Source organism: Alteromonas stellipolaris (genome assembly GCF_001562115.1).
GTDB classification, from domain to species: Bacteria; Pseudomonadota; Gammaproteobacteria; order Enterobacterales; family Alteromonadaceae; genus Alteromonas; species Alteromonas stellipolaris.
Genome location: NZ_CP013926.1, coordinates 4,317,498 through 4,344,480, shown reverse-complemented (window position 1 = coordinate 4,344,480; position 26,983 = coordinate 4,317,498). Strand labels below are relative to the sequence as shown.

Below are 26,983 nucleotides of genomic sequence, written 5' to 3'. Positions count from 1 at the left end.
AAACCGAGCAATTAAGAACAACTACCTAAAGACAGAAAAATCTAACAAAAAAGCAAATAAGAGAAGTAAGCATAGGCGCCGTTTTATCTATTGATAACAACGGCTAAACACACAACTCAAAAAGGAACATACATATGAATAAAACATACTTAGCATTACTACTTGCGATGACTTTGGGGCTTGTTGCATGCGGTGGCTCTGATAGCAGTGATCCAATCGTTGAAACGCCTGACCAAAGCGGTGAAGACAGCGGCGATGGATCAGATGATAGTGCGGGTGATGAAGGCGGAAACAGCAACGAAGTGGCTACCATTTATGGACCGTATGGCACAGGGAGTACGTCGGAACCCGTTGCCGTTTATTTTGATTTAGATACACAAACGCAAGTTACTCTAACCGAAGAAGAAGCAGCAAGCGACACCACATGGGATATCGGCTTTAAACGCACTTCGGTATTCTTAAATACAGCACAAGAGACGCCAGTAAGTGTGTACTTCACTGCCAACAACAGTGATTTCTACGACGATAATGGCGCAGCTGTGGCAGATTTATTTCTAAATGCGACTGCAGATAGCGAACTTGATGATTATCTCGCGGTAACCACGAGCGATGTGCCAGATACAGAGGCATTTTCTACCGATACCGAGTCTGCTGTTATTGGCGATACTTTTTATAATTATGACACCACAACTCATGTCGTTACCGCAGCTAGCGATACTTACTACGTGGTTTCATCAGATGAAAACTACACCAAATTTCATGTGACTGACATTGTGACTGAAGGGCGTGGTATTGGGGAAATCACGTTGGGTGTTATGCATCAAAGTGTACTTGATGGGCAAACCACGTTTGCAGAAGAAGTATCGCTAAGTGTTAACGCAGTAGGGTGTACGTCGTCAATCTACATCGATTTCGATTTGCAACAAGAAGTAACAGAAACCGATGCATGGGACATCACAATACCTTGTGCGGATGAAGCTGGCGAGTTTGTTCTATCTATTGCCGATGATGCAACCGTACTTCGCACTGATGCTGACACCTATGCAGGCATAGATACCGAAGCCGCTGCATTTTATGGTTTCAGTGCTGAAACTGTTAGTGACTATGCGTTTACAGCCAACAACTGGTACTACTATGACAGCACAAGTCACTTGTTGTACTCACAGTTCGGGGTATACCTTATTTCAGCGGGTGATAGCGTATTTAAATTCCAAATTACTAGCTACTACGATGAAGACGGAACGTCAGGCGCTTATAGCTTCCGCGCCGACCCCGTTACCGAGGAGTAATTAATGGCGAAAACCAAATTACCACGCTTAGCCAGCGCGAGAACTTTGCTACAAGTGCTAAGTCTAATGAGTGTACTTTGGTGTTTATGTAGTGGCGGCGTATATGCTGCCGCTACGCCTATAACACCCACAGCTCACAACCAAAAGCAATCTGAAACGCCCCGAATTATTGCCGCGGGTGGCAGTGTTACCGAAATAATTTACGCGCTAGGTCGGGGTGATTGGGTGGTGGCGACTGACAGCACCAGTATGTTTCCCGCCGCGGCGACTGAGGTGACAAAACTAGGTTATTTCCGCCAACTTAGTACAGAAGGTGTGCTTGCTCAGCAGCCCTCAATGTTATTGGGGGCAAGTGCAACAGGGCCTGCCCCGATGTTAGAGCAGGTAGCAAATGCAGGAGTTGATGTTCACGTTTATCATGTCTCAAGAGATATACATGGCTTGAGTGAGATGATTCTTGATATTGGTCATAGAGTATCGGCTGAGGACAACGCCAAAGAGCTTGTTACCGACTTACAACGCCAAGTTGAAGCACAGCAAAAAGAATATTCGGAAGCATTAGCAACTTTCGAGAGTACTGAATATCCCAACACCGTAAATGCGCTTTTTGTGGTTGCGAATAACGACAGAGGCCTTACTGTGGCTGGGAATGATACTGTACCGCAAGCATTGTTTGATACCTTAGGCATGACCAATATTGCAGGCGATCTTGTCGGTTACAAGTTAATGGATGCCGAGTCAGTGCTCGCCCGAAACCCTGATGTCGTGTTTGCCGCAGGGCACATGTTGCATGGCGAAAATGCGCTTAATTCACTGTGTTCCCACCATGCGATTGCAGCAACATTTGCAGGCCAACATTGTTTAGTAAAGGCGATGGATAGCAGTATTGGGCTGGGCTTGTCCCCCCGTTTTGCGATTGCGCTAAAAGCCGTTGCTGAACATGGGCTGCGTGCTTTATCCCTTAAAGCCGCCAACACGGTAATGCAAGAGTCAGCTAGCCAAGTGCATATTGCACAGAGAACAGGTTTAGATAAAAACACAAATACAGACAATAATAGTCATGATATGGGAAGGTTCGAGTGACAGCGTTTTCCTCGAGCCCCGACGCCCCGAGTCATACGCCGAACAATAAGGTGCTTAGAAAAGATGTCTCGGGCAACAACGCATCAGCATTGATGGTAAATCTAGTTGCAACGAGAGCAAAGCGTAAGCGTTATGGTTTAGCCTTACTTGGGGCTTTATTGCTGGTAAGCGCCTACGTGGGGGTTGTGAGTGGCAGCTTATCTATTAACGTGAGCGAGTTGTTGTGGCATGAACTGTCGCAATTAACAAGGCCACTTTTTTCTCAAGGCGCGTTAATTGAGGAAGGCGGGGCTAATCGAGAGGGTACATTTAATAGCACGCACTGGTACGTACTTACTGAGCTGCGTTTACCACGGGTTATCATGACCTTATTTATTGGCGCGCTACTGGCGGTGTCAGGTTGTGCCATGCAGGGCTTGGTGAGAAACCCATTGGCCGACCCTGGTTTAATCGGTATTGCCGGTGGTGCCGCCGCAGCAGCAGCCGTTAGCATGGCTATTGTGCCGCCACTCGTACCTGCACTAGCCTCTGTTTGGGTAGCACTTTGGGCGTTTGGCGGCGCGTTATTGGCCGTGTGGACAGTATTACGCTTTGCCAATAGTGCGCAGGGTGTATCGGTGGCTACCTTGATACTCGCCGGGGTGGCAATAAATGCCTTCACCGGAACTATTATTGGTGCCATTAGCTATGTAGCAAGTGACGATGCACTTCGCCAAATTACCTATTGGACAATGGGCAGTTTAGCGGGTGCTAGCTGGACGTTATGTGCGCTGGTGGCAGCGGCGGGCATTATCGCTATTTCAGGCTTAATGGTATCTCGCAATGCGCTTAATTTGCTTGCTTTGGGCGAAAGTGAAGCTGCTTATATGGGCTTGAATGTTGCGCGCTATAAACAAGCCATATTATGGCTGGTCGCCTTTGCTGTCGCTTTGGCCACGGCTTTGTGTGGCATTATCGGATTTGTGGGGTTAGTCGTGCCGCATATGTGCCGCACGCTATTTGGCGTTAATCACAATGTGCTTATTCCTGCCTGTGCGTTAATGGGGGCATTGTTGTTAACCGTTGCCGATACGCTGGCTCGCACATTATTCACTCCCATGGAAATCCCCATTGGTATCGTAACATCCGCAATAGGTGCTCCTTTTTTCTTGTATTTATTGTGGAAGCAAAAAGGGGTATTCAATGGCTCACTTTAACCCTGCTCAAGCCCAGCCACTAGAACCACTGCTCGACCTCGTGGACGTAGACATCACTAGAGGGAAGCGACAGCTATTGTGTAATCTTAACCTTGCATTTAACGCAGGTGAGTTTATCGCCCTTGCGGGTGAAAACGGTTGCGGGAAATCATCGCTTCTTACTGTATTAGGCGGCTTAGCACCGCTAGAGAAAGGCACGCTTTCATTTAATGGTCAGCCGTTAAGTGAGATTAGTCTGCAAAGGCTTGCAGATTATCGGGCAGTTATGGCGCAAAGCGCTTCTACCCCTTTTGGCTTTTTGGTCGATGAAATATTACAGTTGGCTCGCCACCATATTGTAGAGTCGCCTGCCAATCGACATCATATTATCGGCGAGATTGCCGAGCAGTTTGATATAACGCATTTGTTATCGCGAAATATTCAAACTTTGTCAGGGGGAGAGCGGCAAAGGGTATTTTTAAGCAAAGCAATATTGCAATTACTCCCGATAAGCTCACACGACAGCCTAGAAGGAAAGCTGTTGCTGCTTGACGAGCCAACCTCTGCGCTAGACTTACGCCATCAAAAGTTGGTGATGCAGCAGTTGGTCAGCCTGAGCCAACAAGGGCTCTGTATTGTTTGTGTGAGTCACGACCTTAACTTAATTTCGCCTTATTGTAGCAGGATGATTTTACTGGCAGAGCAGGGGTGTATAGCCGATGATAAGCCGGAAAATGCATTAACTATAGATACATTGGCACGCTGCTATCACACTCAATTAAACCTTATTCGTAACTTAGATAACGATGTTTTTGTTACGCATTAATTTGAAAAAACGGAGTTTCTTATGAGCATGCAAGATATTGCATTTTCAGCAAAACAACTAAGCCGAACTCACCACAGTGGTGTGTTAGGCACTCATTCCACCTCAATGCCGGGTTATCCCTTTGGTTCAGTCGTTCCTTTTTATCTTACCCCCGCCGGTGATGCCATTATCTATATTAGTGATATTGCGCTGCATACTCGTAATATTAAAGCGAACGATAAAGTCAGTTTAACCATATTCGATGCTGCTGAAGATGACTCTCAAGCAAATGGTCGAGTGACTATTATGGGTAATGCAGAACTTGCTAATAAAGAGGATGTTAAAGCGCAATATTTACGGCTGTTCCCACAAGCCAAAGGGTATGAAAAAACTCACGACTTTAACTTTTATGTTATCCGCGCCGAGCGGGTACGCTTTATTGGCGGGTTTGGGAAAATCCATTGGATAGATAAAGCGTACTGGCAGGTTGAAGAGCAAGAGTGGCATGGTTCACCAGAAGGCATGATTACTCACATGAATGAAGATCATGTTGATGCCATGCAGCTAATTTTACAACATAAAGTAGGCGTGAATATAGAGCACCCTGTTATGCATAGCGCATTCCCCGAAGGCATGCATTGTGGTAGCGAAAAAGCGACATGGTTTATTCCTTTTGAAACCCTTTGTGCAACCTCCACCGATGTTCGAAAAGCACTCGTTAAACTGACTAATGATGCACGCACGGCATTGAACATACCCAAAGCGAGCTAAGAGGCTAGCACTATTGGAACCTTGTCTTCCATGATAGTGGCGAGTACTAGACACCCTACCTTTATATCAACCCAGTGAAATACGTCGCTGGGTTGTCTTCTGTGAATAAAATGTAAAAGTTTTTCTTGGCAATGCTTGTACTATGTTTGCTATTGTATGAAAGCGCTTACATATAATGCTACACTTTGTCTCATATAGGTGCCTAATAGAGCAGCCTCATATATTTGGCTCTGTCCGTAAGTTGCCGATAGCGCACCTTATATAAAGTGCTAATAAACCTTGGCTTTACACAATCTAAATATTGTTAGTGCCTGTGGTATTTACTTTTTTATCGCCTGTTATCTACAGGCGCTGATACATATATTCTAATAAGGTTTTGTACACATGGAAATTTTAGCCCAAGCTGGCTCTCCCTTTATGCATTCAAATTTCACTATGGGGGTTGCGACATCGTCATTTCAAATTGAGGGCGATGCAAAAAACAGGGAGCCAAGTATTTGGGATACGTTTTGCAATACACCTGGAAAAATTGCCGATGGAAGTCATGGGCTGGTGGCGTGCGACCATGTGAACCGTTTGGAAGAAGACCTAAGTATTATCGATTCGTTAAATGTAGACGCTTATCGATTTTCCATTAGCTGGCCACGAATTATTAAAAAAGATGGTTCGATTAATCAGCAAGGGCTCGATTTCTACCTTGCCTTGCTAGCCAAGCTAAAGCAAAACAACATAAAGCCTTATGTCACGCTATATCACTGGGATTTACCTCAGTATCTAGAAGATGATGGAGGCTGGTTAAATAGAAAAACGGCCTATGCGTTTGCTGAGTATGTAGATGTGGTGAGTAAAGCATTTGGTGATAAGGTTTTCTCTTATGCCACATTAAACGAACCCTTTTGTAGTGCTTATTTAGGTTATGAAGTGGGCATTCATGCTCCGGGTAAAGTGGGCAAAGAGTTTGGTAAAAAGGCCATACACCATTTGTTGCTGGCTCATGGTTTAGGCATGCGCGTATTACGCAAAAATGCACCTAATATTGAGGCCGGCGTGGTACTTAATTTTACGCCGTTTTACCCAAACACCAATGATGAAAAAGATATTCGTGCCACACAATTAGCGCACGATCATCATAACGATTGGTACATTAAACCATTAATACATGGTTGTTATCCTGCCCTTATCGATAAGATTCCAGCAGCTCACCGACCAGATATTCACGATGGCGATATGGATATTATTGCTGAGAAAATAGATTACTTAGGTGTGAATTATTACACTCGCGCTAAAGTCACAGATGATGGCTCTGAAGACCCTTGTCAGTTGCCAGCCCCAGAGGGAAGTGAAACTACCGCAATGGGCTGGGAAGTTTACCCGCAAGGGTTAACTGATTTGCTGCTACAGTTGCATAATGATTACCAACTGCCACCGCTTATTATCACTGAAAATGGCTTGGCCAGTGATGATACGTTAACAATGGATGGTGACGTGAACGATGAGCAGCGTATTCGATATCTAACCACCCATTTGCAGGCGGTAGCCGATGCAATTGAAGCAGGGGTCAATATAACAGGCTATTTTGTTTGGAGCTTGTTAGATAATTTTGAATGGGCGCTGGGTTATGAGAAACGCTTCGGTATTATTTACGTTGATTACGACACCCAAAAACGAACGTTAAAAGCCAGTGCAATAAGACTACAACAACTGCTAGAAGAAAGACGAAAAGCGTTAAACGCAGCCTGATAGATGCGAAATTTATTAAAAGCATAAAATAATAAAGATAACGGTGAAGCCAATGGTAAGTGCAAAGGAAAAAATTGCCTACGGGTTAGGCGATACGGCAAGTAATTTCATTTTTCAAACCGTCATGCTGTTTTTGACATTTTATTATACCGACGTTGTCGGCATACCGGCTGCAGCAGTAGGGAGCATGTTCTTACTCGTTCGCGTATTTGATGCCGTTACCGACCCTTTAATGGGCTCTTTAGCAGATAGAACAAGAACGCGGTGGGGCGCATACCGGCCCTATCTATTATGGTTGGCTTTGCCTTTTGCGCTATGTAGCGTGCTGGCGTTTACCTCGCCTGAATGGCTTACTGAAGAAGGTAAGTTGTACTACGCATTTATCACCTACGCTCTGCTAATGATAATGTATACGGCCATTAATATTCCTTATTCTGCATTGGGCGGCGTGTTAAGTGCCGATGCCTCAGAACGCGTATCTATCCAATCTTATCGCTTTGTATTTGCCATGGGTGGTGGGCTGTTGGTGACATCATTTATGTTGCCATTGGTTGATTACTTAGGGAACGGCAACGAAGCGCTTGGGTATCAGCGCGCTATGATAGTGATGAGTATAGTGGGGATGGTACTTTTTTTACTTTGCTTTGCTGGTACTAAAGAGCGGGTAAAACCTGCCAATGAAACGCCTGCACCCTATAAAACTCAGCTAGCGGCCATTTGGCAAAATGACCAGTGTCGTGTTCTTTGTATGGTTGCGATTGTGTTACTTACCGGCATGGTGATGCGAAACACGCTAGCGCTTTACTATGTGAAGTACGTGTTGCAGCGGCCTGAATCGGCCACATTGTTTGTTACCGCAGGTATGGTAGGAAGCATTATAGGCTGTGCGTTGGCGAACCCAATTGCTAAACGATTTTGCAAAATCAAAGTCTACACTTGGCTTCAGTTAGCCAGTGCAGCAGTGTGTATCGTAAATTATTTTGTGCCTTATCAGGCGTGGTTTACGGCCATTGCACTGCATTTCCTTTGGGGCCTTATATTGCAAATGGCTACGCCACTACTGTGGGCAAAAATTGCTGATGTGGTGGACTATGGCGAAGATAAAACGGGGCTTCGTATGACAGGGTTAACTTACTCAACCGTAGTCTTTTTTATTAAGGTTGGACTAGCTTTGGGCGGCGCACTTGCGGGGTGGTTACTCGCATCAGTTAACTATCAACCGGACGCATTTTCACCTGATGTGGCAAAAGGAATTGTGGCGTTATTTTGTATCGGGCCGGCAATTGCATCGATAGGTGTTGCGATTATTATGCGCTGGTATACATTAGATAACCAAAAAATGATGGCAATTCAGCAGCGCCTTGGATTGACCACAGACGATGCGCATCGCGCATCGTAACAATAATTACGCAAAGCAAGGATATACACAGCGCACGTATGCACTGTTAATGCTATATGGTAACGATTAAACAAGTAAGTGAATTAGCCGGCGTGTCGTCAGCTACAGTATCTCGGGTTATCAACAACACAGATACCGTTAAAGAGAAAACGCGTCAGCAAGTGCTTGATGCGATGGAGAAGCTTGGCTATCGACACAATGTAATTGCGGCTTCCCTTGCCTCAAATAAAACCCATACCGTTGGGTATGTGGTTCCCGAATTACACGGCTCATTCTTTGGCGCCATGATGGCCGGTTCTGAAAAAGTACTTAGGCAAGCCAACAAACATATGTTTGTGGTAACAGGGCACAGTGACGAAGCCTTAGAGAAAAAAGAAATAGAAGCCTTGCTGAGTCGCCGCTGCGATGCGCTTATTTTGCATGTTGAGGCGGTCAGCGATGAGTACCTAATCGACCTTGCTAGCCAAGATGTTCCTATAGTTGTGGTTAACCGCTACATAGAAGCTATTGGTGAAAAGTGTATTAGTCTAGACAATGTGCTTGGCGCATATCTAGCCACCAAGCACCTTATCGATTTGGGCCATACTCAAATTGCATACGCCGCAGGCGCATTGTTTAAAGCGGATGGTTTTAATCGTTTACTTGGGCACAAAAAAGCATTAGAAGAAGCCAATTTTTATTTTGATGAAGAGTCCGTGGCTGAAGGTAATTTCCAAGCCTTCTCGGGTGAAAAATGTGTGGATGAACTGTTTAGTCGCAACGTAAGTTTTAGTGCCATCGCCTGTGCAAATGATGAAATGGCATCAGGCGCTATTAACTCACTCAGAAAACATGGTAAACGCGTACCGGAAGATATCTCTGTCATCGGATTTGATAACGTTGACTTTGCTAGTTACCTAACCCCTAAACTGACTACCGTGAACTACCCAGTGCGCGAAATTGGTGCTATGGCATCTCGCTGGATTTTAAATCAGGCTTATGGCGATGGAAAACTGACAATGGAACATATTTTGTCGCCCAAATTGATTATTAGAGGAACCACCAGAAAATTCGAGTAACTTCAACCAACGACGAATGGTGAAGTTACGCTTTTTTCTGTTATGCTGAATTTTCACACATATTAAAATTTGGTCACCCTATGTTCGTTTCTCGAAGCAAATACTTAGAAAAAGAGTCTCAGGCCACGCAACTTGAAAATCGCTATCAAGTTGCCCTAGATAAAATATCAGCCTTAGAGTCTGAAAATACAGAACTTCATCGGCAAGTTACCGAGTTAAGCGATGCTTCAAAGAAAAGTAAATACGATGTGGTAACACGGTGTTTGGTTAACTCTTTTAACCAAGTTGAAGGTATTCGAGAAACCGTATTAGGGTCTTATCAAAAAATAAACACCGAAAATCAATCAATATCAGACATTAATGAATTGTTTGAGCAGTCCTCTCAAGTACTTACCAAAATTGTTAAAGACATGAGTGGTTTGAATACCCAAATGGTGAGTATGAGCGAGCGCATTTCTGGGTTATCAAGTACAGCGGATAACATCAACAAGTTTGTATCTACTATTACCAGTATATCGGATCAAACCAACCTACTGGCATTGAATGCTGCTATTGAAGCCGCCCGTGCGGGTGATGCTGGTCGTGGATTCAGTGTTGTCGCCGATGAGGTGCGTGCACTAGCTACTGAAACCAATAAATCAGCGACAGAAGTGTCTGAACTAGTAAATGATATTATTCAATCTACGGCAAAAGCAGTTTCAGGTGTTAACGAATTAAGAGGCAATAACGAAGAGCTAGAAGAAGGGATTAGTACCCTTAATAGCAGTTATGAAACCATGGTTTCTCATTGCGATAGCATGAAAACGACCATTAATGAGGGGACGTTAAGCTCCTTTATACAAACGGTTAAGCTAGACCACGTAGTATGGAAGTCAGATGTATATGCGGTTTTATTTGGTTACAGCGATAAAAAATCAAGTGATCTTGCTGACCACGCGAGTTGTCGTTTAGGAAAGTGGTATAGCGAAAATCAGGGTGCGGCTATTGGCAAGTCGTCACCATTCAGAGATTTAGAAACACCTCATGCAGCGGTTCACCGTGCTGGTGTAGCTGCTATTAATGCAAAAGCAGAGGGTGATACTTCAACACTAGAAGCTAAAGTGATTGAAATGGAACGCTCTAGCGAGAAAGTAATGCTGCTATTAGACAAGATAGTGAGCTAACTTGTTTTCTCATATACCTAAATGCGTTTGAAGAGGTATAGACTAAAAGGCTTATATATTGAGCGATGCTTCAATACCCCCTAGCCCCAATGAGGTTGCTGACTTAAAAGCTCAAGTAAAATTACTTGAGCGACAGCTTAAGCGCCAAAAGATAGCGCGGGCAAATGCTGAGTGGTTTTTAGAAAGCTACTCAAGCGATGCCTATTCGGCAACGCAAGCCTTGCGTAAAGCATTGCATGAATCAAAAAAAAGAGAGCGAGAATTAATCTTTTTGAATCGCTCTGCTTCCCACCTTAAAACTTCCGATAGCGGGGCGAGTTTCATTTTCTCCGCCATTGAGTCAGCAGTAGAGTTCAGCGATGCCTTTTGTGGTTTAGCCTTCATTACCAAAGCCGGGAAAGTGGTTCAAGGAGATGACAACAAAATTTGGCAAGTAGAAAATGGTTGGGTTGAAGCCAGCGATTTTGCCAAGGTTATGTTAGATGAGCTGCCACTGTCTGTAACCGAAGATTATAGCCAATGGTGTGTAAATATCGTTGAAAGGCCAGATAATCGTGAAGAGGCTTACGTATTACATTTCATGCAGAACTTGGGCAATGGCGAGCAGGCATGGCTAGCACTATTGACCCAAAACAGCGAACTAGACGAAGAAATGTTGTATGTGCTTGATGCAAATAAGCACTATTTACAATTTGGCATAGGCTACCGAAGTTCTAAACACGAAATTAAGCATCACAAAGCCGCCCTATCCTCGATGGAAAAAGACCAACGCTATCTGCAAGAAAAGCTAATAACCGCAGATAAAATGGCCATGTTAGGTCAGTTGGCGGCCGGTATTGCCCACGAAATTAATAATCCGATTGGTTATGTACGTAGCAACACCTCGGTGGCTGGCGATATCTTTAAAGATTACCAGAGTGCTTTGTCTGAAATAAAGGTACTTTGTGAGGATGCGGGGGGAGAAATAGAAGCCCGCTATTTAGCGCTTGAAAACACGTATTCATTAAAAGATAGTGCCGAGGCTATCTCTGAAATGTTTGAAGAGTCCTCAGAAGGTATTGAAAGAATTATCGATATCGTAAAAGCGCTAAGAGGGTTTTCCTATCCTAGCGGTGGTAAGCGCGTAGCCATTAATGTTGCCGAAGCGATAAGCTCAGCCTTACGAATCACGAATAACCTGCACAAGTATAAAAATAAGGTCATATTCACGCCTCCTGAAACCGATATCGAAGTACTAGGCAACGCTGGGCAAATACAGCAAGTACTCGTCAACTTACTTACTAACGCCATCTATGCCACAGATGAAGGAAAATGCATTAAGTTTGATGTTGAATCCCTAGAAGGCGAGGCGGTCATTACGTTGCAAGACGAAGGCAAAGGTATGTCAGAGGAAGTCATTGGCAAAATGTTTACCCCCTTTTTCACCACTAAACCACCTGGTGATGGCACCGGCCTTGGTATGTCTATTTCACTGACTATTATTGAAGAACACGGCGGTCAGTTTGAAGTGACCAGTGAAATCGATAAGGGCACCACAATTAAGGTACGCCTGCCACTGGCGTAATCTTTTTATTCGTATAATCTTCATTATTACCGAATTCTTTTTCTACTTTAGTATTAATTGTCTCCATCATCGTCTACCCTTTTAATCAATTACCGAGGAATAGGGCTCTCCTATTTACTTTGATACCACTATAGCAATGGATTTTATTAGTGAAGAAAAATCAGTCTGTTACCCAACGCGAATACAAATTCCCTTCTCACTACCGCCTTATCTCTTCCACTGACAAACGGGGTGTCATACAACACTGCAATGACGAATTTGTAGAGGCAAGTGGGTACAATCGAGAAGACCTGATAGGAAAAAACCACAACATTATCCGTCATCCGGATATGCCCTCAAGTGTGTTTAAAGAAATGTGGCGAACTTTAGAGTCGGGTCAAAGTTGGGCTGGACTCGTTAAAAATAGAAGAGAAAACGGTGACCACTATTGGGTGTCAGCATTCGTAACTCCCGTATACGAAAACGGGCAAGCGGTGGGTTATGAGTCAGTTAGGGTTCATGCCGCCGATGAAGAAATAACACGAGCATCCGCCATTTATGCCAGGTTATCGGCAGGAAAATCGCCAATTCCCTTTGCTGCAAAATTGGGTCAGACACTCTCACCTATGTTACCCATGATAGTGGTAAGTTTATTATTATTGGTAGCAATTGGTTTTACCGCGGGTCTGGTACCCCTAGGTGTTACTTTCATTGCGCTACTGATTATGATGGCGTGGCAATCGGCAAAAAGTCGGAGCTATTGGCGGGAATTTCTTTCGTTAAGCCCTGCTAGTTATAGTAATGAACTCGTGGCACAAACGTATTATGCCGATGTTGATTATATTGCTCAGGCTAAGTTGGCGTTAGGCTGTGAACTCGCGCGTACGCGCACGGCGTTGACCCGCATCAAAGATGCATCTGTGGGGTTGGAAGATATTGCGGTTTCAACTCACAGCCAAGCCGAGCTAACCAGCAAAACGATTATTCAGCAAAATCTTGCCACCCAGCAAATTGCCACAGCGGTAACTCAAATGAGTCAGGCTATTCAAGAAGTGGCTGAGCGAGTAGAGAGCAATGCTGTTAGTGCCAAAACTGCCGCAACTAACGTACAAATGGGTAACCACAAAGCTGAAGAAGCGATGCAGGCTATACTGTCATTAAAAGGTGCGGTGGAGTCGATTTCCGATACGGTTACCGAGCTTGCCCAATCCACCAGTGATATAGGCTAAGCCGCTAGCATCATTTCTAGCATCGCTGATCAAACAAACCTGCTAGCACTTAATGCCGCTATAGAAGCCGCCCGCGCTGGCGAGCAGGGACGCGGTTTTGCTGTTGTTGCCGATGAAGTTCGTACCTTGGCCTCTAAAACCCGGGTGTCCACCGATAAAATTCACAATATCATTCAAGAGCTTGTTGATAGAACAGAACGGGCCGTAAAGGTATCTTCAGAAGGGTTGGTATCTGCTGAACACGGTAGTGCCATTGTTGAAGAAACCCGAGGCGCGCTACAAGAAATCAATAACGCGGTAAGTGGTATTGCCTCAGCTACCGTAGAAATGTCTTCTGCTGTAGAAGAACAAAGTACCGTGGCTGAGCATATTAATCAGCAGCTGGTCGATGTTGCTGATAGTGCAGAAGAAACGCAGAAGTCTTCAGAAGCCTCGCTCAAAGTGGGTCGAGATCTTCGTGACACCGTAAATCAAGTTAACGGGTTAATTGCTCGTTTTAACACGGATAAGCGCACAGGGTAATCTGTGCTGTTTATTTTTTGGCGTGCTTTTAACCATTTTCTATTTACGTTCGTTCCACTTAAAAGCACGCCGAGCTTTTTTGCTATGCCTATCCGTTGGCTTTAAGCTTTACTACGTCGGCACTCTCATCTTCTAGTACACTCTGTGCTGTCGCGCCTTTAAAAATCTTGCTCACCTTGTCTTTATTTTTAGACAACATAATTGTGAGTTCTTCAACAATGCTATCGTCAATGCCTAAGCCCTTTGCTTGAATGTATTCAGCAAGGTTGTCGGCAGCGTCGAGCATCTTATCGTACTGATCTGCTTCTTTTTTATCGGTAGTTACCAATTTTTCTACCCCTTTGTGCGTGACAACATACTGTGTGGTAATGGCCATGGTAGGTCCCCTTAAATGAATAGACAATAAAACTGTACAATATTTAACTGGATAAATAAACAGTATTTAAAGTTTTTTGATATTATTTTTTTTACAACTTAAGTATAGTGACCAAGTACGCTTGGATGTATTTTAAAACGTACGTTGGAAAACAGCTTTCACATCGTCATGTCTATATTCAAAAATATACCGGTTTCATTCACATTGGTTACAGCCTTTAGCTTGTTATACAACCACGAAGAACAGTAAATTTATCACTAGGCACAAGAGTCTTTCTTGCTAGAGCGTGAAATCGAGTGCCGACAGTCGGCGTGATATGGGTGACTTAGATACAAAGAGGAAGTAATGAGTTCTTCAATTGAGCGTGATATTCGCACTATTCAATCGATAGAAGCTGTACCACATATAATGAAAATGTTATCAGATGTCACTGGTCTTCGCTTTATTTGCGTAGCCAGAGTGACAGAAGATAACTGGACAATGTGCGCAGTATATGACCAAGTGAACTTCAATTTAATTCCGGGCGATCAACTCGATATCAAAACAACGTTTTGTAGCCAAGTCAGAAAATCTACAAAAGCCATCGTCATTGAACACGCAAAGAAAGATGATGTTTATCGCCAAAGTGAAATTCCTAAGATGTATGGCTTTGAAAGTTACTTTTCATTTCCCATTTACAACAAAAACGGCGATTTTTTTGGAACATTATGCGGCTTAGATCCACGTCCTGCAGTTTTAAAAACAGATAGGATTGAAAGTCAAATTAAGTCGTTTGCTGAGTTAATATCGAGGCAAATGGAAGTTGACGATCGTTTAGCTGCGGTTGAAACCGATCTCATCAGCGAGCAAGCTGCCGCTAAATTGCGAGAGCAATATATCGCCATTCTAGGCCACGATTTAAGAACACCTTTGTCGGCACTTAAAATGGGGGTCGACTTTCTTGTTGAGCACGCCAGCGATGCGACTTCCCAAAAAGTACTGGCCCGAATGGATAATAGCGCTAAACGTATGACGCGGCTCATTAGTGACGTGATGGACTTTACGCATGGTCAAATGGGCAAAGGTATTCAATTAAACGTTAAGCCAGCAAGTGATTTAAAAAGTGTACTAGTACACACCGTAAGTGAACTTTCGGGCCTGCATCCAGACCGAGAGATACTTGCGGATATTATCATAGACGGCACATTTTCATGTGACCCAGAGCGTATCAGCCAGTTGCTGTCTAACTTGCTGATTAATGCGATAGTGCATGGCGATGCAGCGCAACCTATCAAAGTCATGGCGAATATCGAAGAAGAAACACTGACATTAAGCGTATCTAACGGAGGCACTCCAATAAGTGCGGATGTCATAGATAAGCTATTTCACCCATTTTGGCGAAATGAAAACAATAAACAAACCGGTGGATTAGGTCTAGGATTGTTTATCGCCTCGCAAATTGCGGAAGCCCATAAGGGGAGTCTGATGGTGCATTCAGATGAAAATGAAACCGTGTTTTCATTTAAGGCAGCATTGTAAGCATTAAGGTTAAGCCTCGCGCTTAGCCTTTTTAACGTCTACGAACCCCGCTACCCCCCATCATTTAGCGTATCTAGCTAAATTTCATCAAAACACGTACAAATGTAAAATTTGCTGGTGATTAATGCTTGTACAAAAGCGGGTATGTGCGTATAATCCGCGCCCTTACAGCCACCCTAACTAGGTTCCTTGTCTCTATACAGTCTGGCTGTACTGTCGAGGCTACAACCGTAAGGAGCAATAATGCGTCATTACGAAATCGTATTTATGGTTCACCCTGATCAGAGTGAACAAGTACCTGGTATGATCGAACGTTATACCACTATTCTTAAGCAAAACGATGGTCAGATTCATCGTTTAGAAGATTGGGGCCGTCGTCAATTGGCATACCCAATTGAAAAGCTGCACAAAGCCCACTATGTATTGATCAATGCTGAAGCGACTGCTGAAGCTGTTGACGAGCTGGAAAATGCTTTCCGCTACAACGACGTTATCTTACGTAACATGGTAATGCGCACTAAAAACGCTGTAACCGAGCCTTCTCCTATGACTAAAGAAGAGCGTCGTGAGCGTCGTGACGATTCTGCACCTCGTACAGAGCGCGCAGAAAGAAGACCTGAATCCACTGAAGATAACGCTTAAGGAGATCACCCATGGCTCGTTTTTTCAGACGTCGTAAATTCTGCCGTTTCACTGCAGATGGTGTGACTGAAATCGATTATAAAGATATCGCTACTCTTAAGAATTATATCACAGAGAGCGGTAAGATTGTCCCTAGCCGTATCACTGGTACAAGCGCAAAATATCAGCGTCAGCTGTCTTCTGCGATTAAGCGCGCACGTTTTCTTGCGTTGCTTCCGTACACTGATTCACACAAGTAATTTGGCGTAATTAAGGGGTAGTTAAGATGAACATCATCCTACTAGATAAAGTCGCCAATCTTGGCGGTCTGGGCGACCAAGTAGCTGTTAAAGCTGGTTACGCTCGTAATTTCCTGTTTCCACAGGGTAAAGCAGTTCCTGCAACTAAAGCGAACGTTGAAAAGTTCGAAGCACGTCGTGCTGAACTTGAAGCGAAAATCGCTGAGCAGCTTGATGCTGCTAATGCACGTGCTGAAAAACTAAATGAACTAGCTGAAGTAACTCTTGCGGCGCCAGCTGGCGACGAAGGTAAACTTTTCGGTTCTATCGGTACGCGTGACATTGCTGATGCAATCACTGCAGCTGGTGTTGAAGTAGCTAAAGCGGAAGTTAAACTTCCTACTGGCACACTTCGCGATACTGGCGAATATGACATCGACTTACAACTTCATTCTGATGTAACCACTTCTATTAAAGTGATCATCATTGCTGAAGCATAAGCGCTGACGTATACGAAAAACCGCTCTTATGAGCGGTTTTTTTATGTCTGCACGCTTTATATCTGCATGCACCTCAACGCTATACACTTCGCTGCTTCCTTTATAAAAATCACCTTACATTTCTTATTTGCCGTATTTGCCGTATTTGTCGTTTTCAAGGTTTGATACGTCTTCTACATTTTATCTCTTACACCAATATGATCTTCACTCAATCCGCTGCCAACATGTAACGATTTATTAATTATTTCGTTAAATTAATGATAAATCACGACCGTTGGTCGTCGACAAGCTGCTGTTTTTTTCAGCATTCAGCGAAAATGTCGGTTAACCCATAAATTGTTCTTAATATAGCTTTAAACTTTTCCTGTCATCCTTGCGACCTATAGTAATCCAAACTACAAAAAGCATAGTGCTTCATTATGGACATTACACGTGCAGCAATAAAAAATGCGTCAGGGGTAGGAATTGGCATCGCAATATTGGTTTTTCTTGGGCTATATAGCTTATTTAATTTGCCAGTTCAGCTTTTCCCAGACATCGAGCGCCCTAATATCAATATTCAAACCTCTTGGCGAGCAGCGTCTCCACAAGAAATTGAGTCGGAAATAATAGAGCCACAAGAAGAAGTGCTTCAGGGAATACCTGGGTTGGTCTCGATGAATGCGTGGTCGAATCAAGGGAATGCATGGATAAATCTCGAATTTAGTTTGGGTACAGACATGCAGAAAACCCTTATTGAAGTGATAAGCCGCATGAACAGAGTGCCGCCATTACCTAGGGATGCACTGTCGCCCAATATTATGCTGGCAGGCAGTGGGGGTGATGCCCCTGCGCTAACTTACTTTTTCATGCAGCGTCTGCCTGGCAATCCCAACGAAATAAACACCTACGTTACTTACTTCTCAGATGTAATAAAACCTCAGCTTGAGTCTATCCCCGGCGTCGCCCGAGCAAGGATGGAAAGTGGAGTAGGTGGCGAAGAGGAATTCCAAATTGTTTTCGACCCTTTTAAGGCCGCTCAACTTGGTATTGATTTAACTGCAATCACTACCGCATTGGGGCAAGCTAACGATGTTTCTGGCGGGTTTGTGGATGTGGGGCGCCGCCGATATACGCTGCGTTTTGAGGGGCGTTACGAGCCGCAAAAAATGGGCGAAATGATTTTAGAGTGGCGAGATGGCAGCCCCATTACCCTAAGTGATATTGCAGAGATTACAATTACCCGCGCAGATGGGGCTAATTTTAGCGTGCAAAACGGCAACCCTGCTATTTCTATTCGCGTTGATAGACGTAACGACGCCAATGTTCTCGCCACCTTAGATGCGGTAAAGAAAAAAGTCGCCGAGATAAACAAAACCCACCTTGAAGCAGAGCAACTGATAATGGTTCAGTCCTTTGATGCTTCTATATTCATTAAGCGCGCGGTGCAATTGGTGACCAGTAATCTGTTCATCGGGGTTATGCTAGCTATCGGCATCTTGTGGTTGTTTATGCGCCAACTTAAAGCCACGCTCATTGTGGCCCTTGCTATTCCTATTTCTTTACTTAGCACGTTTGTTGTACTTCAAATCACGGGGCGTTCGCTGAACATTATTTCTCTTGCGGGCTTAGCCTTTGCTGTAGGAATGGTATTGGATGCCGCCATTGTGGTGCTAGAGAATATCGTTCGCTTGAACAAAAAGGCTATGTGTAGGCAGGAAAGTGCTTATATAGCTACTAAAGAAGTCTTCGGGGCCTTAATGGCATCGACAGCCACCACGGTTGCTATTTTTATTCCTGTGATGTTTTTAAATGATGTTGAAGGGCAGCTTTTTGCAGATTTAGCCTTAACCATCGCTATTGCTGTATGTATGTCATTAGTGGTGGCGGTAACGGTTTTACCTGTTGTGGCTAGCCGTTGGCTTACAGAAGATGTACCCGAAGACAAATTATTGCCAGTGTGGAAAGCCATCACAGATAAAATTATGACCTTATCATCAACAGGTATGCGTCGAATTATAGTGATGGTGGCTTTGATGGGTGTGCCCATCACAGGCAGTTATTTGCTTATGCCATCTATGGATTATTTACCACCTGTTAAACGAGATGCGGTAGATGCTTTCTTAATGCTACCCGCAGGTGCGAGTGAAAATTTTGTCGCTGAAGAGGTATTGCCAGTTATTGTTAAGCGATTAAAACCCTACATGGAGGGCGAAAAATTCCCTGCGCTTAAAAACTACTACATCATCACATGGCCCAACGGCGGCACCTTAGGGGTAAGGGCGAAAGATCAGTCTCAAGTAAAAGCATTAGAAGCTATTGTTCGCGATGAGGTACTTAAAGATTTACCCGATACTCAAGCCTTCGCGCAACAAGGTAACTTGTTTGGTGGCTTTGGTAACGGACGCTCTATTGATATTCATTTACAGGGTACTAACCAAGCCATGCTGAGCGTAGCGGCGCAAGCGGGCATTGATAAATTAAGAGATATTTTCCCCACCGCCAATGCGCGGGCAAATCCTCCGTTAGAACAGTCTGAGCCTGAACTGCAATTTTATCCCAACGACAGCCGATTAGTCGAAGTAGGGTTAAGTCGCGGGAGTATGGCGGGCCTAGTGCGCGCAATGGGCGATGGAATGTATGTGGGCGAGTACTTTAATGGTACAAAGCGGATGAATATTATTTTTCGCTCAGAACCATGGTCAACCCCAGAAGAGTTAAGTACTACGCCCATAATGACTCCTATGGGGGAAGTGGTGCAACTAGGTGAACTTGTCGAGATGAAACGAGCGGTAGGGCCTAGTCGCATTCAGCGTATTGATGGTAAACGCACCCTTACACTCAATTTTAACCCGCCTGACGGTATGAGTTTAGAAGATGCCATGACGGTGATAAAAGCCGATGTTGAACCGGCTATTATGGCAATGATGCCAACTGACGGCGCAATTCACTATGGCGGCAGTGCGGATAGCTTAAAAGGGGCAATTGCCTCAATGGCAGATAACTTCTTGTTTGCCATGTTGTTGCTTCTTCTGTTGATGGCGGGGCTATTTAAATCGCTTAAAGACAGCGTCTTAGTGGTGCTGTCTATTCCGCTGGCTACAGTGGGCGGGGTGGCGGCCATTAAAATCATGAATAGCTTTACCTTCCAACCGATGGATTTACTGACCATGATTGGTTTCATTATCTTGCTTGGGCTTGTGGTGAACAATGCTATTTTGTTAGTGCACCAAACCCGATTGGGGCAAGCTCATGGGCTTAATCGTAACGATGCCGTAGAGCAAGCCATTCAATTGCGTCTTCGCCCTATCTTTATGAGCACGCTCACCTCTATTTTCGGCATGCTCCCTCTTTTATTACTTCCTGGCGCTGGCAGCGTAATCTATCGCGGTTTGGCAGCGGTAATTGTGGGAGGGATGTGCATCAGCACAGTGTTCACCTTAGTGTTACTTCCCACTTTGCTTAGAATGACAAGAGCCGATTTTGGTTTCAAAGATAAAGCGAAAGTCCCTGTAGTTGGTACGCCAGGTGGCATGCCAACAAAAACCGTAAAGCTGAGCAAATTTTCAGACTTAAATTAAAGGATGCAACCACCATGAATATAAAAATAGGCCTAGTAGGCATAAGCGTGTGTTGTTTGTCGCTGAATCTTGTTGCACAAGAATCGGATAAAACGCCTCCTCCCATCTTGGTTCAAGTTGATGAAGCCAGAGAAGAGGCGATAACAGCATTGACTTGGGTGCCCGGTACCGTAATGAGTCAAACTGATTCGGATGTCGCCTCTGAAGTTGATGGCCGAATCACGTGGATGGCGAATGTAGGTGACAGTGTTGCGGCGGGCGAGGTTTTAGCCAAAATTGATGATACCCGATTGCAAATTACGCTGAGTCAAAATCAATCCAACATTGCACGGTGGCATGCTCAGGTGACTTTATTTGAAAAGCGCTTAGCACGTTATGAAAACTTGGAAGCTAGTAGAAATACGTCGCGGGGCGAGCTGGAAACCGTAGTGGCTGATTTAGAGAACGCGCGTCAGGAGCTAGAGCAAGCCACGTTGGCAAAAAATTTAACCGAATATCACATTCGCCAAAGTAGTGTAAAAGCCCCCTTTACCGCCTTGGTGGTCGACCGCATACAAGCCCCTGGAGAATACACCAGTATTGGCCAAACCCTGATTAGAGTAGTTAACCCTAACAATATAGAGGTACAGGTAAAGGCGCCGCTTTCCGTATTGCCTTTCATCGAGAGTGGAATGCAGGTTAATGTGCTAAGTAAAACCCACAGGGTAATGGAGTCGGTGCGGGCTATTGTTCCTGTGGGTAATGAAAACTCTCGCATGATGGAAATGCGTATTGCCCTTAAACCTGGAGACTTCCCCATTGGAAGTGCAGTAAGGGTGGCTGTGCCTAGCAGTGAAGAGCATGGTGGTGTAACCATTCCTAGAGATGCGCTGGTTTTAAGAAAATCCGGTACGTATATTTATCAACTCAATCAAGATAATGAGGCCCAGCAAGTTAAAGTAGAAACGGGGGTAGGTATGGGGAGTAGAATTGAAGTATTTGGTGAAGTAGACCCCACGCAACTGGTTGTTATTCGTGGGGCCGAGCGTTTAAAACAAGGTCAAAAGGTGCGTCATGAGTGGGAAGGCGATAGCCTGACAGCGCGCAACTAGCCTTTTCGGCTTATACGCGCGCACTTATTCCGCCATTCATCATCAATAATGGCTAAGTTTGCCAGTTTGGTTGCTAATTCGACATCGGTTTTAGTGTGTGCACAGCGCATAAGTGTTTGCACATTAACGGTGTCGTCCTCTCTGCTAACCAAGGTTACCGAGTCGCCTACGTTAATGACACCGGTCTCTAGCACGCGATAGTACCAGCCCGTTATCCCTCGCTCGCCAACAAATCTATCTAGGTTTTGAATATTGAAACGCTGGGATATTTTACTGCATGGTGCTCTCGGTGCACTGACTTGCAGTACAACCTCACCGAACTTCCATACGTCGCCGATATAAACCGTGGCATCGTCCATACCATCCACGCTGATGTTTTCCCCAATACTACCAGGCTCGAACTTACCGTCTGGAAAATGCTTACGTAACGTGAAGTAATGAAGGGGGCTAAATTGATGCAAAACCTTTTCAGGTCCGCCATGAAGCTTCTTGTTTGATTGTTGATCTTCGTCGGTACAATCAAGGTGGACGGTTAGCTGTGACACCGCACTTTTTACAATACTGCTTGGGGCACCTCGCGGGCCAAGGGGTTGGGGCTGACCGGCGAATAAAGCATCTACTTTCACGGATGAGGACATATAAACTCCAAAAATAAGTTTTGCTAATTTAAACCTTTATCGCATAGGGTACGACTAACCTTTTAAGAATAACAAGATGGTAAGCCAAAAATGTCGAAAAAATCGGTTTACGAAAAAAAATGAGATTGTCATGGAGCGCACTTTAGCAAAGGTTACCAACCTGACTAGTGACGATGAAAGCCAGCGCGAAGCCGCGGTTATTCTCGCGGCTAAACAGGGTGATAAAGTGGCCTATAAAACCTTGTACCATAATCATGTCGGGCGAGTGTACGCACTGTGTTTCCGTTTAACAGGCGACCGTGGTCTCGCCGAAGACGCCACGCAGGAAGTGTTTATTCAGTTATGGTCAAAGTTAGACAGATTCGATGGACAAAGCCAGTTTTCAACTTGGCTACATAGTGTATCAGCCAATGTGACCGTGTCGTATTTACGTAAGCAGCGCAATTGGGTGCAACGTATGTTTAATATTGAAACCAGTCCAGCGATGGAGATGCCAGCAGAGGCAGACAGTAGTCAAGTCGATTTAGAGGCATTAGTGGTTAGATTGCCACAAAGAGCACGAATGGTTTTCGTACTGCACGCCATTGAAGGCTATCGGCATGAAGATATTGCACAAATGTTAGATATGGCAGTTGGAACCAGCAAAGCGCAGTTTCATCGCGCTAAACAGCTGCTAAAAACCTGGATGGGGTGTGAAGATGAATAAGTTTGATAAAGCCTTAGATGCTGAGATTCAACGCCTACCTAAAACCCGTGAGCCTGAAAGAGACTTATGGCGTGGTATTGAATTGTCACTACACAGCCAAGTAAGCGGCGGTGCCGATAATAATGGGCCACATAATGCGCCCCTAAGCCATCATAAGCCTAGCCGTGTTGCCCGCTTATCTACCAAACCATGGTTAGCTATGGCGGCAAGTGCCATGCTGGTCAGTGTTATTTGGTTTTTCTCACCTGCTTTTACTACCGGTGAAACGAGCGATGAGCAACCTAAGCTTTCAGGTTATGCGTTAGTTGATGCACTAAGTGAGCAGCAAGATGATCAGATGAGCACTTTGCTAGCAAGTTACGACAGTGCGCCAGAATTAAGTGAAAACTGGCAGGCGCAATTAAAAGAATTAGACGATGCTGCTGGCGTGATAAAAGCAGCATTGAAAGATGATCCAAACAATCGAGCACTATTAAAGATGTTGAAGCATGTATATCAACAGCAAATCACATTAATTGAGCGAGTGCACGCGCCCAAATGGCAACAAATTTAAGGAGTTTTATTATGACTATCATTCGCAAAACCTTAGCTAGTGTACTTTTTCAGGGTGCGCTTTTAAGTAGCACAATGTTGACGTTGACTGCGCATGCAGGTGAGAAAATAGACCGCGTACTTGATGCCCCCAATAATGTAAAAATTGATATAGAGCACGTTAACGGTGACGCTGAAATTAGAGGTTGGGATAAACCGCAAGTACACGTAACCGGTGAACTGGGAGACAACACTGATGAATTTATCTTCGAGCAACGTGGCAATGTTATCGTGATTCATGTTGAAGTGGAGCGTAGCGGCAAGCACTGGTGGAAAAACAAAGATGAAGGTGATGACCTCGTTATTTTTGTGCCTAAATCCAGCGACGTTAACTACACCGCGGTTAATGCTGATGTGAAAATAAACGATATAATTCATAGTGTTAATGTTGAAGTGGTGAACGGAGATGTTGAACTAACCGACATTGGAAACCGCGTTAAAGTAGAGTCGGTAAACGGTGACATTGCGTTGAACAATGTTAAAGGTAAACTTGATATTGAAACTGTGAATGGCGATGTAGAAGCCGTTCATTCAGGCAAGGAAAATGTGACGTTTGTTGCCGTTAATGGTGACCTAAGGTTAAGTACCACCAGCCCTGACGTAGCTGTGGAAACCGTCAATGGGGGCATTGATTTAACCTTAGAGAAAATAGATTCTCTTAGTGTGACCACTGTGAATGGCGCCACGAATGCGCGCTTGCACTTAAACGAAAACGGACGACTGAAAGCCAGTTCCGTAGGTGGAGAATTACGTTTTAACCTTCAACCTGAAGTATCGGCACAATTTGATATTGAGACGCATGCAGGTGGCAAGATTATTAATAACGTAAGTAGTGACGCAGTTAAAAAGCCAAAATATGGCCCTAGCAGTTGGCTACGGTTTATCAACAATGGCGGTTCTGCAAATGTTGATATTTCAACGGTGAATGGGCGTATCACCTTGGATACGCAGTAGCGACAAGGGTTGAGGTAGTTAAAACATGGGCGTTTCTGCTTGAAAAAAGCACTAACGCCCCCACATATTGATTAAGTTAGGGCAGATTGCTATCAGGTTGCTATTTGGTTAGCGCTCGATTGCTACACGGTGCTACACCATATTTCGCATAATTCACGCGCAATTAATCTGTCCGCCGCAGTTTTGTGTCTATTTACCCCACGCTAGTGAACGTAACGTTTCTCCCCACGTCAAAATAGCAAAGTTGATATCCGCAAATAGCGCTAAATAATCAATAATTAGGAAGAGAGCTTTGAATATTCTTAGCCATTTAAAACGCTTTTGGCGTTTTCACGGCCTTATAGCCGGCGCGATAAGCATCAGCGTATTAACATTAGGATGCGCAGTACAAGATCCTGCTTTTTTTGAAGGCACATGGGTGGTAACCCAAGCTTACCAGCCAGGTATCTCAGCACACAGCGCTACAGAAGCTAACGATGTGTTAGGTAGTTCGTTAGTTTACCATGCAGACGGCGCACAATTGAATCAGCAGGCATGTGAGTCTCCTACGTATGCCGAGGAAAAAATTGATTCCGACCAAATAGCCGCTAGCTTCAAAATAGAGGGCAACGCGTTAGGTTTCGATGATGGTAAAATTACGCAGGTCGAGCTTTCTTGTGCTAATGGCCCGCAGGCGTTAGGTTCAGTGCTGTTGTTTCAAGAGCACAATGTTGCTTATACCGTTTTTGATGGCACTTTTTTCCGCATTGAAAAAACGCTCTAAGCAAAGGTTCTTTGGGTTGTGTTATTTGAAGAGCCCTTGTTAGACAAGCGCTTCACAAATGGTAGGGGCATATTAGCCGTTAATAATTTTTGTTAACCTTCATTTATGATCTCTTACTCCATTGTTCAACGAAGCGCAAAAGCGCATAATAGTCAGCCGTGCTTCAAGTAAACAGAGTAGGTAGTGTAAGTGGTATCCCCTCCAAAAGGCGATAATAATGTAGAGAAGTTGAAAGTTCCTCCTCATAGTATTGAGGCCGAACAGTCTGTTCTTGGCAGTATGCTTATAGATCCAGAAAGTTGGGATAAAGTAGCGGAGCTCGTTACTGATACCGACTTTTATAACCGCTCGCATCAAACCATTTATAGCGCCATTACTCGTTTGTTAAATAGAAGCGCACCGGTCGACCTTATCACTGTATCGGAAGAGCTTGAAAAGCACGATGAACTTGAAAATGCAGGTGGCTTTGCCTATCTTGGTGAACTAGCTAAAAATACACCAAGTTCTGCGAACGTGGTGTCATATGCGCAAATTATCAGTGAACGTGCAATTACACGTGAGCTTATTGGTGTGGCCCATGAAATCGCGGAAGTCGGATATAATCCCGAAGGTCGTGACAGCGCTGACATTCTCGACTTAGCCGAAAGCAAAGTGTTTGAAATTGCAGAGCGCCGCACCGGTGAAAATGAAGGTCCCCGCGATGTAGAAGCGGTACTGGGTAAAACCATCGACCGTCTTGAAGTTTTGGTTAAAACCAACAAAGAAGTGACGGGTGTCACTACCGGCTTCACCGATTTAGATAAAAAGACCAGTGGTCTACAGCCTTCAGACTTAATTATTGTTGCTGCACGTCCTTCAATGGGTAAAACCACCTTTGCGATGAACTTGGTTGAAAATGCCATGATGTCCGAGGAAAAGCCGGTATTAGTCTTCAGTTTAGAGATGCCTTCTGAACAAATCATGATGCGTATGTTGGCATCACTCAGCCGAGTGGATCAAACCAAAATTCGTACCGCTCAGTTGGATGACGAAGATTGGGCACGCATTTCTAACACCATGGCGATGTTGAAAGATAAAGACAGATTATTTGTTGATGATTCATCTGGCCTTACCCCCATGGATGTGAGAAGCCGAGCGCGTAAACTTGCTCGTGAACGTGGGGGGATAAGCTTGATCATGATTGATTACCTCCAACTTATGCGTGTGCCCTCACTCAGTGATAACAGAACCTTAGAAATTGCTGAAATTTCCCGCTCACTTAAAGCATTAGCAAAAGAGCTGGAAGTACCAGTGGTTGCCCTATCGCAACTCAACCGAAGCCTAGAGCAACGGGCCGATAAACGCCCAGTAAACTCAGACTTGCGTGAATCAGGCTCTATCGAGCAGGATGCCGACCTTATTATGTTCATCTATCGTGATGAGGTTTATCATGAGAACAGTGAAGAGAAGGGCGTAGCAGAGATTATTATAGGTAAGCAGCGTAATGGTCCTATTGGAACCAGCCGTCTTACCTTCCAAGGCCAGTTCTCTCGTTTTGACAATTATGCTGGTCCAGCAATGCCTGACGAATATTAACCAAGTAGAGACGTTTACTACCGATGCATGGCAATAAGGTTAATTATTGGAATGAACACAAATGAGCAATAAAA

23 protein-coding genes and 1 pseudogene are annotated in these 26,983 nt (G+C 44.5%); 22 read left to right on the top strand and 2 right to left on the bottom strand.

The genetic code is table 11. From position 1 onward, the window contains the following. Positions 1-134 precede the first annotated feature (134 nt). The 11 genes and pseudogenes from AVL57_RS18380 to AVL57_RS18330 all read left to right on the top strand — a co-directional run bounded on the left by AVL57_RS18380 (position 135) and on the right by AVL57_RS18330 (position 13,777). Complete coding sequence (locus AVL57_RS18380) at positions 135-1,289, top strand: HmuY family protein (protein WP_057795534.1); 1,155 nt, start codon at positions 135-137, stop codon at positions 1,287-1,289. A 3-nt stretch (positions 1,290-1,292) separates the two neighbouring features. Continuing rightward, on the top strand, positions 1,293-2,372 hold the full coding sequence (locus AVL57_RS18375; RefSeq protein WP_057795536.1) for a heme/hemin ABC transporter substrate-binding protein: 1,080 nt from the start codon (positions 1,293-1,295) through the stop codon (positions 2,370-2,372). Next, a complete protein-coding gene (locus AVL57_RS18370) occupies positions 2,369-3,568 on the top strand; it encodes a FecCD family ABC transporter permease (protein ID WP_057795538.1) in 1,200 nt (399 codons plus the stop codon). The genes AVL57_RS18375 and AVL57_RS18370 overlap by 4 nt, the downstream gene beginning before the upstream one ends. Then, on the top strand, positions 3,555-4,373 hold the full coding sequence (locus tag AVL57_RS18365; RefSeq protein ID WP_057795540.1) for an ATP-binding cassette domain-containing protein: 819 nt from the start codon (positions 3,555-3,557) through the stop codon (positions 4,371-4,373). The genes AVL57_RS18370 and AVL57_RS18365 overlap by 14 nt, the downstream gene beginning before the upstream one ends. Before the next feature lie 21 nt (positions 4,374-4,394). Beyond that, the gene (locus AVL57_RS18360; protein WP_057795542.1) at positions 4,395-5,123 is read left to right on the top strand and encodes a HugZ family pyridoxamine 5'-phosphate oxidase; all 729 of its coding nucleotides are present in this window, start codon (positions 4,395-4,397) and stop codon (positions 5,121-5,123) included. Positions 5,124-5,507: 384 nt separating this feature from the next. Beyond that, positions 5,508-6,863 carry a GH1 family beta-glucosidase gene (locus tag AVL57_RS18355; protein ID WP_057795544.1) on the top strand — a complete coding sequence of 452 codons (1,356 nt, stop codon included), beginning with the start codon at positions 5,508-5,510 and terminating at the stop codon, positions 6,861-6,863. 52 nt (positions 6,864-6,915) lie between these two features. Continuing rightward, the gene (locus AVL57_RS18350) at positions 6,916-8,262 is read left to right on the top strand and encodes a glycoside-pentoside-hexuronide (GPH):cation symporter (RefSeq protein ID WP_057795546.1); all 1,347 of its coding nucleotides are present in this window, start codon (positions 6,916-6,918) and stop codon (positions 8,260-8,262) included. A 56-nt stretch (positions 8,263-8,318) separates the two neighbouring features. Next, positions 8,319-9,320 carry a LacI family DNA-binding transcriptional regulator gene (locus AVL57_RS18345; RefSeq protein WP_057795548.1) on the top strand — a complete coding sequence of 334 codons (1,002 nt, stop codon included), beginning with the start codon at positions 8,319-8,321 and terminating at the stop codon, positions 9,318-9,320. Between the two features lie 80 nt (positions 9,321-9,400). Beyond that, on the top strand, positions 9,401-10,483 hold the full coding sequence (locus tag AVL57_RS18340) for a methyl-accepting chemotaxis protein (protein ID WP_057795550.1): 1,083 nt from the start codon (positions 9,401-9,403) through the stop codon (positions 10,481-10,483). Between the two features lie 58 nt (positions 10,484-10,541). Then, positions 10,542-12,047, top strand: a complete 1,506-nt coding sequence (locus AVL57_RS18335; protein ID WP_057795552.1) for a sensor histidine kinase — start codon at positions 10,542-10,544, stop codon at positions 12,045-12,047. Positions 12,048-12,196: 149 nt separating this feature from the next. Further along, positions 12,197-13,777: pseudogene (locus AVL57_RS18330) on the top strand (methyl-accepting chemotaxis protein). An 88-nt stretch (positions 13,778-13,865) separates the two neighbouring features. Here the strand turns inward: AVL57_RS18330 and AVL57_RS18325 are convergent. Beyond that, entirely contained in the window at positions 13,866-14,153 is a 288-nt protein-coding gene (locus AVL57_RS18325) for a YebG family protein (RefSeq protein ID WP_013786400.1), read from the bottom strand. 345 nt (positions 14,154-14,498) lie between these two features. On the opposite strand from AVL57_RS18325, the gene AVL57_RS18320 reads away from it, so the two are divergent. The 6 genes from AVL57_RS18320 (at position 14,499) to AVL57_RS18295 (ending at position 21,682) form a co-directional block, all read left to right on the top strand. Beyond that, complete coding sequence (locus AVL57_RS18320; protein ID WP_057795554.1) at positions 14,499-15,671, top strand: GAF domain-containing sensor histidine kinase; 1,173 nt, start codon at positions 14,499-14,501, stop codon at positions 15,669-15,671. Positions 15,672-15,914: 243 nt separating this feature from the next. Continuing rightward, positions 15,915-16,313, top strand: a complete 399-nt coding sequence (gene rpsF, locus AVL57_RS18315) for a 30S ribosomal protein S6 (RefSeq protein ID WP_013786398.1) — start codon at positions 15,915-15,917, stop codon at positions 16,311-16,313. 11 nt (positions 16,314-16,324) lie between these two features. Continuing rightward, entirely contained in the window at positions 16,325-16,552 is a 228-nt protein-coding gene (gene rpsR / locus AVL57_RS18310; protein ID WP_013786397.1) for a 30S ribosomal protein S18, read from the top strand. 26 nt (positions 16,553-16,578) lie between these two features. Then, positions 16,579-17,031 carry a 50S ribosomal protein L9 gene (gene rplI, locus AVL57_RS18305; RefSeq protein WP_013786396.1) on the top strand — a complete coding sequence of 151 codons (453 nt, stop codon included), beginning with the start codon at positions 16,579-16,581 and terminating at the stop codon, positions 17,029-17,031. 419 nt (positions 17,032-17,450) lie between these two features. Next, complete coding sequence (locus tag AVL57_RS18300) at positions 17,451-20,591, top strand: efflux RND transporter permease subunit (RefSeq protein WP_057795556.1); 3,141 nt, start codon at positions 17,451-17,453, stop codon at positions 20,589-20,591. A 14-nt stretch (positions 20,592-20,605) separates the two neighbouring features. Next, positions 20,606-21,682, top strand: coding sequence for an efflux RND transporter periplasmic adaptor subunit (locus AVL57_RS18295; RefSeq protein ID WP_057795558.1), 1,077 nt, complete (start codon positions 20,606-20,608; stop codon positions 21,680-21,682). Here the strand turns inward: AVL57_RS18295 and AVL57_RS18290 are convergent. Then, positions 21,679-22,320, bottom strand: a complete 642-nt coding sequence (locus AVL57_RS18290) for an MOSC domain-containing protein (protein ID WP_057795561.1) — start codon at positions 22,318-22,320, stop codon at positions 21,679-21,681. The genes AVL57_RS18295 and AVL57_RS18290 overlap by 4 nt on opposite strands. 130 nt (positions 22,321-22,450) lie before the next feature. On the opposite strand from AVL57_RS18290, the gene AVL57_RS18285 reads away from it, so the two are divergent. From AVL57_RS18285 to dnaB, 5 genes are all read left to right on the top strand, one after another. Beyond that, positions 22,451-23,026, top strand: a complete 576-nt coding sequence (locus tag AVL57_RS18285) for an RNA polymerase sigma factor (RefSeq protein WP_057796542.1) — start codon at positions 22,451-22,453, stop codon at positions 23,024-23,026. Then, complete coding sequence (locus tag AVL57_RS18280) at positions 23,019-23,579, top strand: hypothetical protein (RefSeq protein WP_057795563.1); 561 nt, start codon at positions 23,019-23,021, stop codon at positions 23,577-23,579. The genes AVL57_RS18285 and AVL57_RS18280 overlap by 8 nt, the downstream gene beginning before the upstream one ends. Before the next feature lie 11 nt (positions 23,580-23,590). Then, complete coding sequence (locus tag AVL57_RS18275; protein ID WP_231751139.1) at positions 23,591-24,571, top strand: DUF4097 family beta strand repeat-containing protein; 981 nt, start codon at positions 23,591-23,593, stop codon at positions 24,569-24,571. Positions 24,572-24,863: 292 nt separating this feature from the next. Beyond that, a complete protein-coding gene (locus AVL57_RS18270; RefSeq protein ID WP_057795567.1) occupies positions 24,864-25,334 on the top strand; it encodes a hypothetical protein in 471 nt (156 codons plus the stop codon). Positions 25,335-25,523: 189 nt separating this feature from the next. After that, the gene (gene dnaB, locus AVL57_RS18265) at positions 25,524-26,909 is read left to right on the top strand and encodes a replicative DNA helicase (RefSeq protein WP_013786388.1); all 1,386 of its coding nucleotides are present in this window, start codon (positions 25,524-25,526) and stop codon (positions 26,907-26,909) included. The last annotated feature ends 74 nt before the right edge of the window (positions 26,910-26,983 follow it).

What these genes read in the sequence shown, in the direction of transcription:
- AVL57_RS18380 (WP_057795534.1), top strand. Translation starts at nt 135, where the DNA reads ATGAATAAAACATACTTAGCATTACTACTTGCGATGACTTTGGGGCTT.
- AVL57_RS18375 (WP_057795536.1), top strand. Translation starts at nt 1,293, where the DNA reads ATGGCGAAAACCAAATTACCACGCTTAGCCAGCGCGAGAACTTTGCTA.
- AVL57_RS18365 (WP_057795540.1), top strand. Translation starts at nt 3,555, where the DNA reads ATGGCTCACTTTAACCCTGCTCAAGCCCAGCCACTAGAACCACTGCTC.
- AVL57_RS18360 (WP_057795542.1), top strand. Translation starts at nt 4,395, where the DNA reads ATGAGCATGCAAGATATTGCATTTTCAGCAAAACAACTAAGCCGAACT.
- AVL57_RS18355 (WP_057795544.1), top strand. Translation starts at nt 5,508, where the DNA reads ATGGAAATTTTAGCCCAAGCTGGCTCTCCCTTTATGCATTCAAATTTC.
- AVL57_RS18350 (WP_057795546.1), top strand. Translation starts at nt 6,916, where the DNA reads ATGGTAAGTGCAAAGGAAAAAATTGCCTACGGGTTAGGCGATACGGCA.
- AVL57_RS18345 (WP_057795548.1), top strand. Translation starts at nt 8,319, where the DNA reads ATGGTAACGATTAAACAAGTAAGTGAATTAGCCGGCGTGTCGTCAGCT.
- AVL57_RS18340 (WP_057795550.1), top strand. Translation starts at nt 9,401, where the DNA reads ATGTTCGTTTCTCGAAGCAAATACTTAGAAAAAGAGTCTCAGGCCACG.
- AVL57_RS18325 (WP_013786400.1), bottom strand. Translation starts at nt 14,153, where the DNA reads ATGGCCATTACCACACAGTATGTTGTCACGCACAAAGGGGTAGAAAAA.
- AVL57_RS18320 (WP_057795554.1), top strand. Translation starts at nt 14,499, where the DNA reads ATGAGTTCTTCAATTGAGCGTGATATTCGCACTATTCAATCGATAGAA.
- rpsF (WP_013786398.1), top strand. Translation starts at nt 15,915, where the DNA reads ATGCGTCATTACGAAATCGTATTTATGGTTCACCCTGATCAGAGTGAA.
- rpsR (WP_013786397.1), top strand. Translation starts at nt 16,325, where the DNA reads ATGGCTCGTTTTTTCAGACGTCGTAAATTCTGCCGTTTCACTGCAGAT.
- rplI (WP_013786396.1), top strand. Translation starts at nt 16,579, where the DNA reads ATGAACATCATCCTACTAGATAAAGTCGCCAATCTTGGCGGTCTGGGC.
- AVL57_RS18300 (WP_057795556.1), top strand. Translation starts at nt 17,451, where the DNA reads ATGGACATTACACGTGCAGCAATAAAAAATGCGTCAGGGGTAGGAATT.
- AVL57_RS18295 (WP_057795558.1), top strand. Translation starts at nt 20,606, where the DNA reads ATGAATATAAAAATAGGCCTAGTAGGCATAAGCGTGTGTTGTTTGTCG.
- AVL57_RS18290 (WP_057795561.1), bottom strand. Translation starts at nt 22,320, where the DNA reads ATGTCCTCATCCGTGAAAGTAGATGCTTTATTCGCCGGTCAGCCCCAA.
- AVL57_RS18285 (WP_057796542.1), top strand. Translation starts at nt 22,451, where the DNA reads ATGGAGCGCACTTTAGCAAAGGTTACCAACCTGACTAGTGACGATGAA.
- AVL57_RS18280 (WP_057795563.1), top strand. Translation starts at nt 23,019, where the DNA reads ATGAATAAGTTTGATAAAGCCTTAGATGCTGAGATTCAACGCCTACCT.
- AVL57_RS18275 (WP_231751139.1), top strand. Translation starts at nt 23,591, where the DNA reads ATGACTATCATTCGCAAAACCTTAGCTAGTGTACTTTTTCAGGGTGCG.